Source organism: Rossellomorea sp. ABR4_012, assembly GCF_056159545.1.
Window position 1 is genome coordinate 911,672 of sequence record NZ_JBSWVK010000001.1, and the last position, 17,272, is coordinate 928,943.

Annotated in this window: 14 protein-coding genes and 1 riboswitch; of the genes, 9 read left to right on the forward strand and 5 right to left on the reverse strand. The window is 46.2% G+C overall.

Annotated features, from left to right (window positions below; translation table 11 throughout):
* Nucleotides 1–78 precede the first annotated feature (78 nt).
* The 6 genes from ACXAFV_RS04505 to ACXAFV_RS04530 all read left to right on the forward strand — a co-directional run bounded on the left by ACXAFV_RS04505 (nt 79) and on the right by ACXAFV_RS04530 (nt 8,737).
* Nucleotides 79–459, forward strand: coding sequence for a DUF302 domain-containing protein (locus ACXAFV_RS04505; protein WP_475124721.1), 381 nt, complete (start codon nt 79–81; stop codon nt 457–459).
* Between the two features lie 568 nt (nt 460–1,027).
* Complete coding sequence (locus ACXAFV_RS04510; RefSeq protein ID WP_475124723.1) at nt 1,028–2,164, forward strand: trans-sulfuration enzyme family protein; 1,137 nt, start codon at nt 1,028–1,030, stop codon at nt 2,162–2,164.
* A 208-nt stretch (nt 2,165–2,372) separates the two neighbouring features.
* A riboswitch (SAM riboswitch) is annotated at nt 2,373–2,496 on the forward strand.
* 222 nt (nt 2,497–2,718) lie between these two features.
* Nucleotides 2,719–4,014, forward strand: a complete 1,296-nt coding sequence (locus ACXAFV_RS04515; RefSeq protein WP_475124725.1) for an O-acetylhomoserine aminocarboxypropyltransferase/cysteine synthase family protein — start codon at nt 2,719–2,721, stop codon at nt 4,012–4,014.
* A 147-nt stretch (nt 4,015–4,161) separates the two neighbouring features.
* Nucleotides 4,162–5,244, forward strand: a complete 1,083-nt coding sequence (gene metX / locus ACXAFV_RS04520) for a homoserine O-acetyltransferase MetX (RefSeq protein WP_475124727.1) — start codon at nt 4,162–4,164, stop codon at nt 5,242–5,244.
* Nucleotides 5,245–5,522: 278 nt separating this feature from the next.
* Entirely contained in the window at nt 5,523–6,989 is a 1,467-nt protein-coding gene (locus tag ACXAFV_RS04525) for a S41 family peptidase (protein WP_475124729.1), read from the forward strand.
* A 551-nt stretch (nt 6,990–7,540) separates the two neighbouring features.
* Nucleotides 7,541–8,737 carry a PDZ domain-containing protein gene (locus ACXAFV_RS04530; RefSeq protein WP_475124731.1) on the forward strand — a complete coding sequence of 399 codons (1,197 nt, stop codon included), beginning with the start codon at nt 7,541–7,543 and terminating at the stop codon, nt 8,735–8,737.
* A gap of 125 nt (nt 8,738–8,862) precedes the next feature.
* Here ACXAFV_RS04530 and ACXAFV_RS04535 read toward each other — a convergent pair whose 3' ends face one another.
* Nucleotides 8,863–10,089: a dicarboxylate/amino acid:cation symporter gene (locus ACXAFV_RS04535; protein ID WP_475124733.1), complete on the reverse strand. Its 1,227-nt coding sequence runs from the start codon at nt 10,087–10,089 to the stop codon at nt 8,863–8,865.
* A gap of 223 nt (nt 10,090–10,312) precedes the next feature.
* On the opposite strand from ACXAFV_RS04535, the gene ACXAFV_RS04540 reads away from it, so the two are divergent.
* The 3 genes from ACXAFV_RS04540 to ACXAFV_RS04550 all read left to right on the forward strand — a co-directional run bounded on the left by ACXAFV_RS04540 (nt 10,313) and on the right by ACXAFV_RS04550 (nt 13,500).
* Entirely contained in the window at nt 10,313–11,437 is a 1,125-nt protein-coding gene (locus tag ACXAFV_RS04540) for an MBL fold metallo-hydrolase (protein ID WP_475124735.1), read from the forward strand.
* A 165-nt stretch (nt 11,438–11,602) separates the two neighbouring features.
* Nucleotides 11,603–12,475 carry an ABC transporter permease subunit gene (locus ACXAFV_RS04545; protein WP_475124737.1) on the forward strand — a complete coding sequence of 291 codons (873 nt, stop codon included), beginning with the start codon at nt 11,603–11,605 and terminating at the stop codon, nt 12,473–12,475.
* On the forward strand, nt 12,475–13,500 hold the full coding sequence (locus tag ACXAFV_RS04550) for an ABC transporter permease (RefSeq protein WP_475124738.1): 1,026 nt from the start codon (nt 12,475–12,477) through the stop codon (nt 13,498–13,500). The genes ACXAFV_RS04545 and ACXAFV_RS04550 overlap by 1 nt, the downstream gene beginning before the upstream one ends.
* Nucleotides 13,501–13,548: 48 nt before the next feature.
* On the opposite strand, the gene ACXAFV_RS04555 is transcribed toward ACXAFV_RS04550, so the two are convergent.
* From ACXAFV_RS04555 to ACXAFV_RS04570, 4 genes are all read right to left on the reverse strand, one after another.
* A complete protein-coding gene (locus ACXAFV_RS04555; protein ID WP_475124740.1) occupies nt 13,549–14,124 on the reverse strand; it encodes a TVP38/TMEM64 family protein in 576 nt (191 codons plus the stop codon).
* A 114-nt stretch (nt 14,125–14,238) separates the two neighbouring features.
* Entirely contained in the window at nt 14,239–15,153 is a 915-nt protein-coding gene (locus ACXAFV_RS04560; RefSeq protein WP_475124741.1) for a F510_1955 family glycosylhydrolase, read from the reverse strand.
* A 20-nt stretch (nt 15,154–15,173) separates the two neighbouring features.
* Nucleotides 15,174–15,860 carry a response regulator transcription factor gene (locus tag ACXAFV_RS04565; protein WP_475124743.1) on the reverse strand — a complete coding sequence of 229 codons (687 nt, stop codon included), beginning with the start codon at nt 15,858–15,860 and terminating at the stop codon, nt 15,174–15,176.
* Entirely contained in the window at nt 15,857–17,236 is a 1,380-nt protein-coding gene (locus tag ACXAFV_RS04570; RefSeq protein ID WP_475124745.1) for an ATP-binding protein, read from the reverse strand. The genes ACXAFV_RS04565 and ACXAFV_RS04570 overlap by 4 nt, the downstream gene beginning before the upstream one ends.
* Nucleotides 17,237–17,272: the final 36 nt, after the last annotated feature.

Here is a 17,272-nt window from a genome sequence, read left to right on the forward strand (position 1 = left end):
CCTTAAGGTATATAGTAAGTATGCGATCAAATTTCTTGAAGACACTATAGGTTGAGAGAAGTTGAAGGAGGAGTTAGGATGTTTCATTACACAAAAGAAGTTTCGATGAGTGTGAAAGAAGCAACGGAAAAGGTGGAAGCTTCCCTTAAGGATGAAAGCTTCGGCGTTCTATGGAATCTGGATCTTGCCGGAAAGCTTCAGGAAAAAGGCCTCGATTTCAACGAGGAAGTCGTGATCCTTGAAGTGTGCAATCCTCATGAGGCAAAGAAAGTGCTGGAACAAAGCATGCTTGTCAGCTACTTCCTGCCTTGCAAAATCACCGTTTATACTGAAAACGGCACAACTAAGGTCGGGATGGCGAAGCCGAGCAAGCTGATTGAGCTAGTGGATAATGATGAACTGAAGCGAATTGCGTTGGATATTGAAGATCGATTGATCGCTTGTATGGATCGAGTATAGAACTTGAGTGGAGAAGCACCTGCTGCGTTGGCGGCGGGTGTTTTTATGTGGGGAAGGGTGTAAAATGACATCGAAATACATAAAAATAGCTGTTTTAGTAACCGACTCTGTTAATTTCTTTTGGATTGAATACAAATAACGTAAAAAATACCTTGATATACACTTCAAAAACCTGTCGGTACTGAGATACAATCCACTTTTCATGATTTACGTGCCAATTTTAAAATATATAAACCAAATTTCTGAAATACAATCCACTTTTCAAAAATACAATCCAAATTCCAAAAATACGTGCAACTTGTCGAAAAATCTTTACACCGCTAAAACCTCATCCCAAAATTCCAACCCAACCCTAAATAGCACCAGCCTCTTCATCTATCAAAAAGCCCCAACCGTGCTACAATCCCAGCCAAGCACCCCAATCCAATCCAAGCCACCCCAAACCTGCCTATAACTCAATCCACACCACCAAAACAATCCGACCTCCGAAACATTTCCCTTCCTCGCAATCTTCTGAATATGATACACTCTTCTAAATACAATCGTTAAAAGAGGAAGGATGACATACATGAAATTCACAACGAAAGTCGTACATAGCCAGTTAAAAGGTACCGAGGAGATCCGCAGCAAAACCACGCCAATCTATCAGACTTCAGCTTTTTCATTCACATCTCTGGAAGAGCTTGAAGGTTTCTATGAAGGCAAATCGCCTTACCTCTACACAAGGACGGGAAATCCGAACACGGATGAACTTGGGCAGATGGTGGCGGCCCTTGAAGGTGCTCCTGCAGGGGTGGCGACGTCTTCAGGTTTGTCGGCCATCCTTGCTGCCGTGCTTGCGGTCGTACAAACCGGCGATCATATCGTTGCAGCGGAAGACCTGTACGGAGGCACCTTCCATATGCTGAAAGAGGAACTGAAAGGCTTCGGTATCGAGACAACTTTCGTTGATTTCACCAAACGTGAGGAAATCGAGCAGGCCATCACGCCTCAGACAAAGCTGCTATACAGCGAAACGGTAACCAATCCGTTCATGAGGGTGGAGGATATTCCACTGCTGGTCGAGCTTGCGGAAAAACATAACCTCAAAACGATTATCGATAACACATTCGCTACGCCATATCTGCGCCAGCCTTATCTTGAAGGTGTCGATCTTGTTGCCCACAGCGCCACAAAATACATCGGCGGACATAGCGATATCACCGCAGGCGTCGTAACAGGGAAAGAAGAATTAGTAAGTAAGGCCAAGGAAAAAGTCGTCAACATTGGGTCCAACTTAAGTCCATTCGAGGCCTGGTTAACGGCAAGAGGGGCAAAGACGCTCGCTCTTCGAATGAGCACACAGGCTCATAATTCGAAAGTACTCTCTGAAAACTTACGAACGAACCCGCATGTGAAAAACGTGTACTATCCAAACAATCTTTCTGAAAAAGGCCATGGAGCCATCGTGACAATCGAACTTGACCCGTCCTGTGACATCAGTGCATTTTTCAAATCACTCGGTTGGATCAAGATTGTGCCGACCCTTGCCGGAGTAGAAACGACCGTCTCCTATCCGCTTGGAACCTCACATCGGGCACTGCCGAAAGAAGCTCAGGAAAAGTTGGGCATAAACACATATGTAGTGCGCATATCGTTAGGTATCGAAGACGCAGAAGACATCGTAACCCAGTTCAACGAAGCAATCACAAAATCTATTAACTAATTTTGTCTTTTAAGGAATGTGGCTCACCAACTTCCAGCAAAAAGCGAAGTCTTGCACAGAAACCAATAGCGGTATGAACAGGCTATCCTAAATGAAATTGGAACGGCCAAAAAACAAAATAATTAAAAAAATCTGAAAACACCCTTGACGTTGAGTGAAGTAGCCTTTATAATTCATCTCAACGCACTACTTAAAGACAACTAAATCGCTCTTATCCAGAGAGGCGGAGGGACTAGGCCCGATGAAGCCCGGCAACCTTCATGTTCGCGAAAGACTTGCGATTACATGAAAAGGTGCTAATTCCTGCAGGCAGACTGCCTGAAAGATAAGAGGAGGACCCCTATTAATTAGACCCTCTTCTTAGGAAGGGGGTTTTTGATTTTTCCTCTTCTTTTAAAAATTCCTAGATTGATTGCAGGCGCGGTGAATCGAGATGCATATCCAACATCTCGTATTTCGACCGACAAACCGAGCAGTAAACATCAAACATCCCAAATACTCTTACCCAGAAAGCCAAAGGCAACCAAACAAACAAAAACCAGGAGGAATTCATTATGACAAAATCATTCGATGTTGAAACGTTACTTCTACACGGCGGTCAGGAGCCGGATCCAGCAACAGGTTCACGTGCAGTGCCGATTTACCAGACGACATCTTACGTTTTTGATAACAGTGAGCACGCTGCGAAATTATTCGGCCTAGAAGAAGAGGGGAATATCTACTCCCGTATCATGAACCCGACGGTGGATGTTCTTGAGAAGCGGATCGCCCTGTTGGAAGGCGGTATCGGTGCACTTGGCGTTTCTTCCGGAATGGCTGCGATTTCGCTGTCCATCCTGAATATCGCCGGGGCAGGGGATGAAATCGTCGCAGCAACGAACCTATACGGCGGGACATACAACCTGTTCTCCACGACGCTTCCGAAGTACGGCATTAAAGTTCACTTCGTTGATCCGTCCGATCCGGAAAACTTCCGGAATGCGATCACTCCGAAAACGAAGGCTGTTTTTGCGGAAACGATCGGAAATCCGAGCCTTCACGTTCTCGATATCGAGGCTGTTGCGAAAGTCGCTCATGACAATGAAATTCCACTCATCATCGATAACACATTCGCCACTCCGTATCTTACCAAGCCGATTGAATGGGGAGCGGACATCGTCATCCATTCAGCCACGAAATGGATCGGCGGTCACGGTACAGCGATCGGCGGGCTCGTTGTCGACGGTGGTAAGTTTGATTGGAATAATAAAAAATTCCCCGGCTTTGTAGAAGAAGACCCAAGCTACAATGGAATCCGTTTTGGAATCGATGTCGGCGAAGCAGCCTTTATCACGAAACTCCGGGTGCAGCTGCTGCGTGACTTCGGTGCCTGCCTAAGTCCGCAAAATGCGTTTCTTCTTCTGCAGGGGCTCGAGACACTGCACCTGCGAATCGAAAGACATACAGAAAATGCATTGAAAATCGCCGAGCATCTCGATCAGCACAGCGGCGTTGCGTGGGTATCGTATCCGGGACTCGCCCAGCACCCGTCCCATACACTGGCGCAGAAATACCTGAAAAAAGGTGCCGGCTCGATTGTCGTATTCGGTATCAAAGGTGGAAGGGATGCCGGACGCAAGGTTGTGGATAACATCACCCTTTGGTCACATGTCGCAAACGTCGGGGATGCGAAGTCACTTATCATCCATCCGGCTTCGACGACCCATCAGCAATTGAACGAACAAGAATTGCGCACAACCGGGGTAACCGAGGAATTAGTACGATTATCAGTCGGTTTGGAGTCCAGCAAAGACCTGATTGAAGACCTGGATAGCGCCATCGAAGCGGCATTGGCAGCTTCCCCGGTTTAAACCGATCTTGATTTTGTTAACGGACGCATCAGTGTGACCGTTCACACGATGCCAGTACCACTTCAGGTTCCATCTGAAATAGAGGCTTTGGCGGGTTGAACGTCCCGCCTGCCCTCAAAAACACTTACCAAAAAAGGAGGAGACGGAATGGAGAATCCCCACACCAAAACGACCCGATACGAAGTAAACTCCATTACGATCCCATCCCTGACACTGGAATGCGGCTCCACTCTGGAGCATGTGGAGCTTGTTTATGAAAAAACCGGCAATGAAGGCGGTCCAGTCATCCTGATATGTCATGCTCTCACAGGAAATCACATTGTAAAAGGGACCCTGGCAAGCAAAGGCTGGTGGGACGGACTCATCGGACCGGGATCGTATCTTGATACTGATGAGTACACCATCCTTTCTTTTAACGTTTTAGGCGGTAATGACGGCAGCACGGGTCCGGGGTCCACCAACCTGGCAACCGGGCAGCCGTACGGAAGGGATTTTCCGAAAGTCACCGTAAGAGACATGGTCAAAGCTCAATACCTGGCTCTGAAGGAACTGTCGATTCCTCATCTTCATGGAGTGATCGGCGGTTCTTTGGGCGGGATGCAGGCACTGGAGTGGGGGATGATGTATCCTTCCTACATCGATAAAGTATTTGCACTTGCCGTCACACCGGCCCTGAGCGATTACGGCTTGGCCTTTAACCACATCGGCATCCAGGCGATCGAATCAGATCCCGATTTCCAAAACGGAAAATACGCCAGCGGCACTCTTTTAAAAGGATTGGAGATTGCAAGGATGGCAGGGATGGTCACCTACAGGACCCCCCAGCTTTTTGACGACCGTTTCAAACGTGAAGAAGCACAGTCTTGTTTTCAAGTGGAGAGCTATTTGAATTATCAGGGACAGAAGCTTGCAAAGCGATTCGATCCGAACAGCTATCTGACGCTCCTGAAAGCCATGAATTCACATGACTTAAGCAGGAACCGAGGCTGTACGCTGGATGACATTGCGGAAAATTACCCGACCGAGCTGATCACCATCAGCTACGAAGGAGACCTCATCTACTCCCCTCAATATTTGGAAAGCTTCACAAACCAGGTACGGTCAGGGAGGCATTATTTTGTCGCTACCGCTTTCGGGCACGACGGATTCTTAGTAGAATTCGAGAAATGGGGAAGCATGATCTCTTCCCATCTGAAAAAATATCAACCGAATCGTGTTGTGAACGGCTAAAGAATCATAACCCGTCCTCCTCCGGCATATAGTTAAATAAGCAAAGACACCGCACCGCGAAGAAGCGCGTTTTTGTGTGGTGTCTTTTTTGTTAAAAATGGTCCGAGCTTTTTAAAGTGTCCGGCTGCTGGTTTAAGGTACAGGTCATTCATGTGACAGGACGAGCCGTCCGTATATTACATAAAGGCGGTCAGTTGATGAGTGACTGAAACAAGGACAAACCATCTTGCAGCCACCACTTTTCTTATCAGCCATGACACCAAGTTGGAGGGGGAAATATGGAGTTGAGAGGCAGAAAGCTTATCATCACAATTGTGATCAGCATGCTGATCGGGGCAGGCGGAATGTACGGAGGAGTCACCATGTTTGAAATCACCGACTCAGGGGACGAGCTGATGGAGTACGATGGTAATGGAGAGGTGAACGACAAGCTTCACAAAGTGGAAGTAGCCTATGATTTGATCAGTGAAAAGTTTTTTCAGGACGTGAATAAAGGGGAGCTCGTGGAAGGTGCGATTCAGGGGATGCTGAAGACCTTGAACGATCCTTATTCGGTCTATATGAACGCCGAAACGGCTTCGCAATTCAACGATGCCCTCGATTCTTCATTCGAAGGGATCGGAGCAGAGGTCACGATGATGGACGGGAAATTGATCATCGTTGCTCCTTTTAAAAATTCGCCCGCAGAAGAAGCGGGGCTGAAGCCGAATGACCGCATCGTCAAAATCGATGGCAGCAGCATCGACGGCCTGGATTTATATGAAGCCACTCTTAAGATAAGAGGGAATAAAGGCACGAAAGTAAAGTTGGAATTGCTGAGGGAAGGTGTCTCGGAACCGATTGAAGTATCCGTCAAACGAGATGATATTCCGGTCGAAACCGTTCATTCCGATGTGAAAAAAGTGAATGGCACCTCCACTGGATACATCCAAATCACGACGTTCTCTGAAAATACAGCGGTTGATTTTAAAAAGCAGCTGACGGAACTTGAAAAGAAAAAGGTGGAAGGCCTGGTGATCGATGTACGCGGCAACCCTGGTGGACTATTATCGAGTGTCGAACAGATCCTTCAGGAATTTGTCACAGGGAAAAAGCCTTATATCCAGATCCAGGAACGAAATGGGGAAGTCATGAAGTCCTTCTCCAGCAACAAAGAAAAGAAAGCCTATCCGGTCGTCGTCCTGATCGACGAAGGAAGCGCATCTGCATCCGAAATTCTGGCAGGTGCCCTGAAGGAGACAGAAGGATATCCGCTCATCGGGACGAAGAGCTTCGGGAAAGGCACGGTCCAGCAGGCGGTTCCGATGGGGGACGGCAGCAACATCAAGCTGACCATGTACAAATGGCTTACACCGAACGGCAATTGGATACACAAAAAGGGAATCAGGCCTGACGTTCCAGTCAAACAACCGGCTTACTATTACGCTCACCCTCTTCAAATCGTAAAGCCGCTGAAGCTGGAAATGAATAACGAGCAAGTGAAGAATGCACAGGAAATGCTGAAAGGACTCGGCTTCATGCTCGACCGCACAGACGGCTACTACAGCAAGAAGACAGAAATGGCCGTCAAGGAGTTCCAGATCCAGCAAGGCCTGGACGTGAACGGAATCATCGACAGCAAAACAGCTGAACACCTGCAAGCGCAAATTTATCAGCAAGTGCAAAACGAAAAGAACGATTTACAGCTGCAGGCAGCGATCGAATACGTGAACCGCATTGCCAAGGCCCAGAGTTCAAACGAATAATCAGATCTGGATCGCTTCCCGATACGGGAGGCGGTCTTTTTGTTTTAGTGTGTACTGCTACACCTATCGGGAACGGGTGACCCGCGAAATGTTCCTGGCACAAAAGCAGTGATTCGTGCCAGGAACATTTATACCGTTTTGTGCCAGGAACAAAACCACCCGATTGTGCCAGGCACCGAATCTATTAATCCCAACCGTAACCCCGAGCCTGGTTCAAATAACCCGAATCGAGCCAGGCTCAAAACCATCAATCTGAGCCAGGCTCAAACACCCCGAATTGAACCTGGCTCAAACCCGCCAATCTGAGCCAGGCACCATCCACCAAGCCGCACCCCAACCCCATAAAACCCCAACCAAACCAGAAAATACGACATCATTTCCCGGGAAAATATCAGGGATGCTGTCGAAAAATCATTGATTGTCCACTGCACATGACGGAAATTTCCCCAATGTAATAGAATCAGAAAAAAATTGCAATAGGTTTTAGCCTGGTATTTTGATAAAATATAAGATAACAATCATTCGATAGATTTGAAGGGGGGGACGGATCATTGGTAGAGGTTTGGTTATTGGACGTATTGAAAGCATTGGGTAAGTTCATTCTTCACCCGGTTCTATTTTTATCCGTTTTTTTAGCGGTTCTGACAGGATATTACCGGGTTAAGAGAGAGCGGAAGGATTTTAACACAAGGTTATTGGACGGTTATCACGATACTCGTGTCCTATTATCATATGGAATCACAATAGGGCTTCTATTTTCTTTGGTCATCATCGGAGCGGGTCTCGTTATCCCGGTGATTGCCCTCACTCTGATAGGGGCGTTAAGTGTATTGTTTGCACTTACTAGAAACTTTCATCTTGTGTCTCCAGCCATCACAGTCGGATTTTCGTATTTCCTTCTTGTAACGGTCCGTTATTTCGATTGGGAAATCCCTTATGTACATAGTTATTTGGAAGATTTGAACCTTGGGCTGCTAAGTTCGGTCATGGTCCTTGCAGGGGTGCTCACTTTGATAGAAGGCATACTCATCAAATTGAACGGATGGAAATATACTTCCCCCCGCCTGATCAAAAGCGAGCGGGGATTGAAGGTCGGTGTTCATCAAAGCAAGAAGCTTTGGCTGGTTCCGATGTTTGTGCTGCTTCCAACAGGTAACCTGTCGCTGCCGTTCGACTGGTGGCCGGTGTTCACGCTTGGCACACAGAGTTACTCGCTGTTATGCGTCCCATTCCTGCTCGGATTTCAGCAGCTTGTGAAAAGCACCCTTCCGGAAATCGCAATCAAGCAATCAGGTTCCCGCGTATTCTGGCTTGGAGCTTTTATCCTGACGCTCGCAGTTACTGGCTTTTGGGCACCGATGTTTTCGGTTGCAGCTGGTGTCATCGCCATCCTTGGCCGTGCCTGGATTGTGTATCGCCACCGGTCTTCGGAAGATTCAAAGCCTTATTACTATAAGAGACAGTCCGAAGGCGTCATGATACTCGCCATCCTTCCTCATTCACCTGCTGAAAAATTATCCCTCGGGGTCGGGGAAATCATTTTGAAGGTGAACGGAACAGACGTATATACAGAAAGAGAATTCTATGAAGCTCTCCAGAAAAATGGAGCCTACTGTAAACTCGAGGTTCTCGGGACAAACGGAGAAAATCGCTTCGAACAAGGTGCCCTTTACGAAGGCGATCACCATGAATTAGGCATCCTGTTTGCCGATCAGGCTTCAGGGTGGGACCGTCATCAGGTTTCATAAAACAATATAAATACAAAAAGCTTGCAGATTTTAAATCTGCAAGCTTTTTTTACACCTTAAGAAACGTCGGATTCATTAAAATATAAGACGGAAAAATGAAGCCCGGGGTATCAAAACAGAGCGATCTAAACAGACTCGACCTCATCCTTCTCCGTCTTATCAATGATTGCGGTCCCAACTAAATCTCCTGTCACATTCAGGGCCGTTGCGCCCATTCCTACCAGAGCGTCGATGGCAGTCAATAGCGCCACAGTTTCCATCGGCAAACCGAGTTGTGCAAAAACGGTAGCAATCATGACGATCCCTGCTCCCGGTACGCCGGCAGTCCCGATTGATGCGAGCGTCCCGATTAAAACGACTACGAGCATTTCAGATATCGCCAGTGGTTCGCCGATCACATTAGCTGCGAAAACAGCTGAAACCGCAATACGGATTGCGGCGCCGTCCATGTTGATCGTCGCCCCGAGCGGAAGGCTGAAGCCATAGAGGCTTTTAGACAGTCCTAAGTTTTTCGCTGCATTCAACGTAAGGGGCAGCGTGCCTGAACTGCTTTGAGTAACAAAAGCCGTAATCATCGGGGTGCGGGCTTGTTTGAAAAATCTCCCCGGACTGATTTTAAAGAATATCATAAACAGGATATAGAGACCGATTTGAACGGCGACTGCTGCATAAAGAACCAGCACCATATTGCCAAGCGATACGAGTGTATCCATTCCCTGACTTCCGACGGTATTCGCCATGATCGCGAAAATACCGATCGGCACGTATTGCAATACGGCCTTCATGATGACAAGTGTCGCTTCGTTCAACCCCTCAGCGAGCTTGTACACCTGTTCGCCAGTCTCATGGAATTGGTCACCCGATCGTAAATATGAAATAGCAATGCCAAAGGTAAGAGCGGTAAAAATGATTCCGAGCAGATTGAACTCTGTAAAAGCAGTCACGATGTTTTCAGGAATGATACTTAATAACACACTTGTGATTCCAGGGTTTTCAGGTACTTCGAATGTTTCGTTCGTATCCAGCGTCATCCCGGTGCCCGGGTCGAATAGACTGGCGACAGTAATGCCGACAATGATGGCCATTGCAGAAGTCAGTACGTAATATAAGAACATTTTTCCGCCCATTCGCCCGAGTCTGCTAACTCTTGTTTGGTTGACTCCGACAATCAGCGTGAACAGAATCAGCGGCAGAATAAGAAATTTAAGCAGCCGGATCAAGACGTCACCAAGTGGTGTGAGTACGGAAGCATCCTTGCCTAAAACGAGCCCGGCTATGACACCCAGCACGAGTGCAACAGTGATTTTCAAAATAAGTGAAGCATCAAGATATCCCTTCCATATCGCCTTCATCTAAATTCCTCCTTTATTTGATAGTTTCCCCAATAGGTTCTATAAGAATCTTCCATATCGAAATAATAATCATATTGATTTAGTCGGGATTAATTTACGATACACTACACACTTTTGTCTGTCAAAAGACATGTCTTACATTCCGTTTTTTACGTTTTACTAATACGGAACAGGGTATACAAAAAGTATAATACACACAGCAATAAAATTGGGAGGAGATTCAATGTCACTGCAACCATTGGAAGTAAAAGACTTAGTCAAAAAAATCATTAAGAAAGAAAATGTCTTCATCCTGGATGTCCGCGGTGAAGAAGATTATGAAAGCTGGAAAATCGAAGGAGATTCGGTCGAAAGCATGAATATCCCTCTAAAAGAAATCAAAGAAGATCCGCAGAAGGCAAAGGAGAAGCTGCCGGATGATGGTCCGATTTACGTGGTTTGTGCCAGAGGGATATCATCTCAGGACGGCGTGGAAATTTTGAAAGAAGCAGGCGTCAAGGAAATTACCCATCTGGTAGACGGGATGAACGGATGGAGTGAACATCTGGAACCTGTCAAAGTCAGCAAACTCCCTGGTGATGGCGGGGCACTCTATCAATTCGTCAGACTCGGAAAGGGATGTTTATCCTATGTCATCGAATCCAATGGGGAAGCGGCGATTGTCGATCCGAACCGCATGACGCACTTTTACACGGACTTTATCGAAGAGCAGGGATTGACAATCAAAGCCGTCATGGATACCCATCTGCATGCCGACCATATTTCAGGCGGCCGTGAAATCGCGAAGCAAGAAGGAGCCGCATATTATTTTCCTGATAAAGATGATGAAGGAGTGGAGTTTGAGTATTCTCCTCTTAAGGACGGCGATGAAATCAACGTCGGGGATGTGTCGATCAAGCCATTTTATTCACCTGGTCACACGATCGGGAGCACAAGCCTCATCGTGAATGATGAATTCCTGCTGACGGGCGATATCCTGTTCGTCGAATCGATCGGACGTCCGGATCTTGCCGGCAAAGCGGATGATTGGGTTGGCGACTTGAGGGAAACGCTGTATGAACGCTATAAAAACCTTTCATCGGATTTAACCGTTCTCCCATCCCACTTCGGTGAAATGAGCGAACTGAATGATGATGGAAGTGTATCGGATAAATTGAACAGCCTCTATGAAAAAAATAAAAAGCTGAATGTGGAAAATCCGGAAGAATTCCGGCATATGGTCACCGATAACCTGCCGGACGAACCAAACAGCCACGAAGAAATCCGTGAAACGAATATGGGCAGACAGAATCCTGATGAGGATAAGAAGAAGGAAATGGAGACAGGGCCTAACAACTGTTCAGTGTAAGCAGGAAAAAATATAAAGGATCTTCGGTCAGTCAGTTTGCGAAGATTTTCTCAAATCAGGCAGGCAGCCTCAAATGGCGGCCTGCCTGATCTTTTATTTTTTCTTCCACCCACTCTATTATTTGGTATAATTTTACTTATAGTAGTGTTTTATAGGGGGCAGTCAATGAAAATTCTGCATATCTTAAAAAATTTCATTCTATCAGCGGCCGGAATCGTCTTGATGGGCGGGCTGCCGGTCCTTATATCGGGCCTTGCCAATAAAGAGGTGCAATGGGGGGCTTATTGGACCACCATTAAAGAGATCCTGCATGCGCTCATCCGCCCTTCAGAACTTACGTATAAAGTGATCGGGGGTCAGAAGGAGCGGGACTTGTTTCCATACCTTTGGGAGCCGATCCAATATTCGCTGACTGTCCTGTTTTCTTCCTTCTTCCTCGCCATTCTGATGGCGGTCATCCTCACGATTATCACCATGATGTTTTCACAGCGAATCAGACAATCCATTAAATTCGGTTTCTATCTTTTGGAGACATTACCGGATCTCCTCATCATTTTGCTTCTGCAGCTCGTTATTCTTTATTATTACAAACAATCAGGCGAGGTCCTGGTCGGAATCGCCGCCACTTACGAAGAAAAAGTATATCTCCTACCGATCCTGGTGCTCGCGATCCTTCCAACGATTCAGTTGTACCGTTTGACGATGCTGACATTTGAGAAAGAAGAGAAGAAGGATTATGTGCTGCTGGCAAAATCTATCGGGTTCGGCCGATCTTTCATACTGATTGTACATATTCTTAGAAATGCCGTCATCACGGTGTTTTTTCAGTCTAAGAAAACGACTTGGTTCATGCTGTCCAACTTATTCGTCGTCGAGCTGCTGTTCAATATTCCGGGCATCACCCGGTTTCTCATGTCCACCCCGCAGCTTACTTTATTCACTCTCGCATTATTTAGCATTTTCATTCCGCTATTCCTTTTTTATAATGCCGGAGAATTTATCTTGTCCCGAAAAGCGAATAAGGGGGAGGAATTATAATGAATCGCAGTCTTTGGAAAAACCCCTTTTTTCTGACGGGATTTCTGTATATTGCTTTATTGATTCTGGCCAGTTTCATCTATTCGATTCTGTGGGGGGATGAAATCAGAAGGCTTTATTTCATTTCTGAAAACGGGTTTCCCGTTGAGGCAGCTCCGATTTCACCGAAATGGGCATATCCGTTTGGAACGGACCCTCTAGGGCTGGATATGCTGGGCAAGATTGTGATCGGTGCCAAGTATACGCTGATCACCGCTTTTGTTATTGCGTTTTTGAGGGTGGCGGTTTCCCTGCCGATCGGTTTCGTCCTGGGTATCTATCTCGGGAAATATAGAAGATCCATTAACGGTACGATTGATTCCTTTCATTACCTGCCGTTATCCATCCTGGCATATTTCTTGCTGCAACCCGTTCTCTGGGAGCCGTTTGAAGGATTCTCAACGACGATGACGGAGAGGTTCATCTTTGAAATACTTGTGCTGACGCTTCTCATCGTCCCGATCATTTCCTCTTTGTTGGGGAATGAAATATCAATGATTTATAAGGAAGAATTTATTCTGAGCGCGAAAGTATTGGGGGCAAATAAACTGCGGATCATCCTTAAACACATCATGCCGTCTTTGAAAGAGAAGCTTGTGGTCCTGTTTGGCCAGCAAATCATGCAGACCCTGATCATTTTCATTCACCTCGGTTTGCTGCAGCTTTTTCTGGGAGGAACGGATGTGGATTATTCCGTAGTAAAGGACCCGCCCCAATCGATGACCAATGAATGGTCCGGTCTCATCGGCGACTCGTTTCGTTACCTTCAAGGCGCCCCTTGGGTACCGCTCACTCCGATCCTGTTTTTTGCGAGCGCGATGTTCGCCGTCGCCCTGATGATGGAAGGATATGTGCGTGTGACTTCGGGCCATTCTTATTTTTATAAAAAATTCAAGAAATCTTACAATGTTGAACAGAAGGATGAGAAGGCCAAAGTGAGCCGGAACGATTTTGAACGTGTTGAGTATAGTTCCAACAATCATTAATGACCACCAAAAAACGCCCGGAATCCACCATTCCGGGCGCTAGACATGTTATCTCTGCAGGCGTGCGTAACGGACCGCTGCGTATCCGAGCCCCAATACCGCTGCAGCACTCAACAAGATCCACGTTCCCTTTGAGGCCTCGATCACATTCACCACAATCAACGCTTCAAGCAAGAGAGCCGGGATTTTTCCCACAGTACTCACCACCGCAAAAGCGGCGAGGGGGATGTTGCTGAATGCCGCTGCCGCTGTTACGACCCCTGAAGGGACAAACGGGATGATACGGAAAACAAATAGCAGGAAGATCCACTCATTTCCTTTTGCATGCTTCAATTTCAAAAAATATCGATTGGTTGAAATCGTATCGAGCTTTGCAGCTGATATCCCTTTCCGGTAGAGTACGAAAGTGACGATGGCCCCAAGCGATTCACCGATGATGGATAGGAGCAACCCGGTTTCCAGGCCAAAGTAAGAAATGTTCAAAGCTGTGATGAAAAAGCTCGGAAGGATGCCGGCAATACTGATCAGAATGTTCAACAATACGCTAAAGACTGCCAGTAAGAAAGCACTCCCGCTCAAATAATCCTCTATTATTTCTTTTATCGTGAGTGCGAGCCAGTCCATTCTCTTCATTCCTTCAACGTGTCTTATTCACCCATCGTAAATTCCATCCTGTGCTAAGGAGTTTATTTCAACTGATCGATGGGTTATATTTTAACAGATCGCAAGCAACAGGTGCTATTCGATCATACCCTCATCCATGATTTCTTCCCATTCCTCACCGACATTGGCCGTACGGTAAATATCATTTTTATATGTCACAATCGTAAATTCTGAAGGGTCAGTTGGATTTTGGGTGATATGCATGATGGGATTATCCTCCTTCAAAGCGGGTGCTTGAAGAGGGGTCTCCTTGCCGCTTTCAAGATCAAATTCCACCAATGTGATTTCTCCATTTTCAATGGATGAATACATCCCTGTTTTTTCACTCAGAAAAATGCCTGTCGTTATTTCCCCTTCGGTTACTGCAGTAAAGTTGTCTCCGCCATCTTCAGATAGGAAGAGGCCGTCACGGCTAGCAATTGCCAATGTATTTTTATCTGATGGGTGGACAGCCATTCCGCCTATGCCGGTCGAATCAAATCCTGCCATTTTCTTTTTGCTCCAATTTTCTCCTTCATCCCCGGTTGAATATAGCCCGGTTTCCAAAGTCGAATTAGGCTCTTGATTTAAGACATATACGACACCCGATTCATAACCGGCAGCAAGATAATGGAAATCTGTTTCCCCGTAGAAGGCAAGTTTCTCAAGGCTTTCCCCGTAGTCGGTGCTTTTAATCAGGCCTAAAGGATTTTTTAAGTCAGACCCTTCTTCAGGATGACCGCTTGAATAAAAACCTTCGCTGTAAGGGTAAAACCCCATATAATCATGCTTTTCACTGTTGGCTTCAAGCCATTTGCCATCTTCATATTTGTATAAACCGTTATGCGTCGCAATGACAAACGCCTCTTTATCATTCGGGTAGCCTGCACCGTGAAGATGCTGGATACTGCCGCTTTCTGCTTCTATGAATGAGTATCCTTCGTCTCCGTAAGAAGAGCAGCCGGCCATGACCAACGCTGCCGCAGAAATTAATCCAATCAATTTTTTCATGTGATCTCCTGCTTTCTGTTTCATATTTTCCACTGATAGCCGATTCCCCAAACGGTCGTTAAATGACCTTCGATCGGGAAATTGGCACGTTTGAGTTTGTCCCTGAGATTCCTGATGTGAGAGTCCACCGTCCTTGCTTCGGTTGTGGCATTGGCATCCCAGACCATCACGAGCAGTTGATCACGGGTATAGACACGTTCAGGGTTTTTCATCAGGGATTCAAGCAGCTTGAATTCTTTCATGGTGAGTGAAATCTGCTGCTCTTTAAAATGGAATGTATAGGAGCTGGAATCGAGAGTGAAATCCCCCCTTGTCAATTGGTGGTTTAGTGCTGATGCGAATTCATTATTCTTTCTTCGCAATTGGGCATTAACACGTGCAAGGAGCTCCTCTTCATCAAATGGCTTTGTGATGTAATCATCCGCTCCTGCATTCAGTCCTTTTACGACATCTTCCTTTGTATCCCTGGCCGTCAGCATTATAATCGGAACATTTGAGAATGTCCGGATCCGTTCACAGGTTTCCCAGCCGGACAATTCAGGCATCATAATATCGAGAAGCATCAGGTCGATCGGCTTCTTTTTAACGGATTGAATGGCCTCGTGTCCATTATTCACTTTCATAATCGAGTAGCCGCCAGGGCTTAAATAAAGATCCAGCAGGTTCAACATACGTGCTTCATCATCTACTAGTAAAATGGTGTTCATTCTCCATCCTCCTCATTGGGTATGGTCAGCACAATCGTCGTTCCCGTCCCTTCTGTACTTTTAACGGAGATATGCCCTCCATGGGCTTCTACAAGCATTTTGACGATGGACAGCCCCAATCCTGTGCCTCCCAGCTCACGTGATCTGGATTTTTCAACCCTATAAAGACGTTCGAAAATATGAGGAAGCTCTGACTCTGGAATTCCGATTCCTTCATCTTGTACGGTAAAGACCACGGATTGATCCTCAGATATGACTTGGAGTCTGGTCGCCGAGCCTTCCTTGGAATACTTTCTTGCGTTATCCAGAAGGTTGAGGAGTATTTGTTCAAGCCTGATCGGGTCCGCATAAAGGGTCAGCTCTTCACGGCATTTGACTTCAAGCTGAATCCCTTTGCTGTTAAAAGCGGGTGTCATCTTTGTATGGATTTTACGCAATAAAGGGCTGAGTTCAACATGTTCTTTCAAAATCGTAAACGTATTTTCATCCAGCTTGGCCAATTCGAATAGATTTTCCACGAGTGCCACGATGGTGCCTGTTTCTTCCTGTATGATCCGCAAGTACTCCTGTCGGTCCTGTTCATCAATATTCTCACGCAGTGCTACATTCGTATATCCTTGTACATATGTAAGCGGCGTTCTCAATTCATGTGAGATGCTCCCCAGAAACTCGGCGCGATCTCGTTTCATCGTTTTTAAATCCTTGGATAGTTTGTTTATCGACTCACCCAATTCTCCGATTTCGTCATTTCCGAGACGGGGGAGAGTGACTTCATAATCACCCTCGCTGATTTTTTCAGTGGCTTGTTTCATCCGGATGAGCGGCCTGGTCAGGATTTTGGATAAGATGAAATGAATGATCACCAGTAAGCACAGACTGGAAATTCCAGCAATCAAAAAGTGGGCGTTCAGCTCCTTGATCAATTCACGGAGCGGCGCAGTGCTTTTAAACATGTACACATATCCCGACTCGCTGTCTGTTTTGAAGGGAGTGATGGTAGCGAGATAACGGTGATCCCGGTAATCCGCCTCCAGGATTTCTCCTTCCCTGTCGAGGGAAGAAGACGTGCGTTCATTCAGGCCATCGAGCTTGGAAGAAAGATCGGTTGAGCTGATGATCTTTCGGTGATTTCTATCTGTGATCAATACTTCCGTTTCTGTTTTTGACTCCATCAGGGAAATATGCTGGAGGGTATCCTGGGAATAGTTATCCTCTAAAACATCACGATGGCTGTTTCCTCTTAATTGAATGGACTTCAGCTCTTCTTCGATACGGTTATTGACGATTTTTTCATGAAGGTAAAACATAAGAAATGCTTCCATGATTAAAACGACAATCGTAAAATACAGAGCTAATTTTGTTGAGATTTTATTCACGGAATACCTCCATTCTCCTTCAATCATATCGTACCT

Coding starts and splice junctions, on each gene's coding strand:
- ACXAFV_RS04505 (WP_475124721.1), top strand. CDS start 79: ATGTTTCATTACACAAAAGAAGTTTCGATGAGTGTGAAAGAAGCAACG.
- ACXAFV_RS04510 (WP_475124723.1), top strand. CDS start 1,028: ATGAAATTCACAACGAAAGTCGTACATAGCCAGTTAAAAGGTACCGAG.
- ACXAFV_RS04515 (WP_475124725.1), top strand. CDS start 2,719: ATGACAAAATCATTCGATGTTGAAACGTTACTTCTACACGGCGGTCAG.
- metX (WP_475124727.1), top strand. CDS start 4,162: ATGGAGAATCCCCACACCAAAACGACCCGATACGAAGTAAACTCCATT.
- ACXAFV_RS04525 (WP_475124729.1), top strand. CDS start 5,523: ATGGAGTTGAGAGGCAGAAAGCTTATCATCACAATTGTGATCAGCATG.
- ACXAFV_RS04535 (WP_475124733.1), bottom strand. CDS start 10,089: ATGAAGGCGATATGGAAGGGATATCTTGATGCTTCACTTATTTTGAAA.
- ACXAFV_RS04540 (WP_475124735.1), top strand. CDS start 10,313: ATGTCACTGCAACCATTGGAAGTAAAAGACTTAGTCAAAAAAATCATT.
- ACXAFV_RS04545 (WP_475124737.1), top strand. CDS start 11,603: ATGAAAATTCTGCATATCTTAAAAAATTTCATTCTATCAGCGGCCGGA.
- ACXAFV_RS04550 (WP_475124738.1), top strand. CDS start 12,475: ATGAATCGCAGTCTTTGGAAAAACCCCTTTTTTCTGACGGGATTTCTG.
- ACXAFV_RS04555 (WP_475124740.1), bottom strand. CDS start 14,124: ATGGACTGGCTCGCACTCACGATAAAAGAAATAATAGAGGATTATTTG.
- ACXAFV_RS04560 (WP_475124741.1), bottom strand. CDS start 15,153: ATGAAAAAATTGATTGGATTAATTTCTGCGGCAGCGTTGGTCATGGCC.
- ACXAFV_RS04565 (WP_475124743.1), bottom strand. CDS start 15,860: ATGAACACCATTTTACTAGTAGATGATGAAGCACGTATGTTGAACCTG.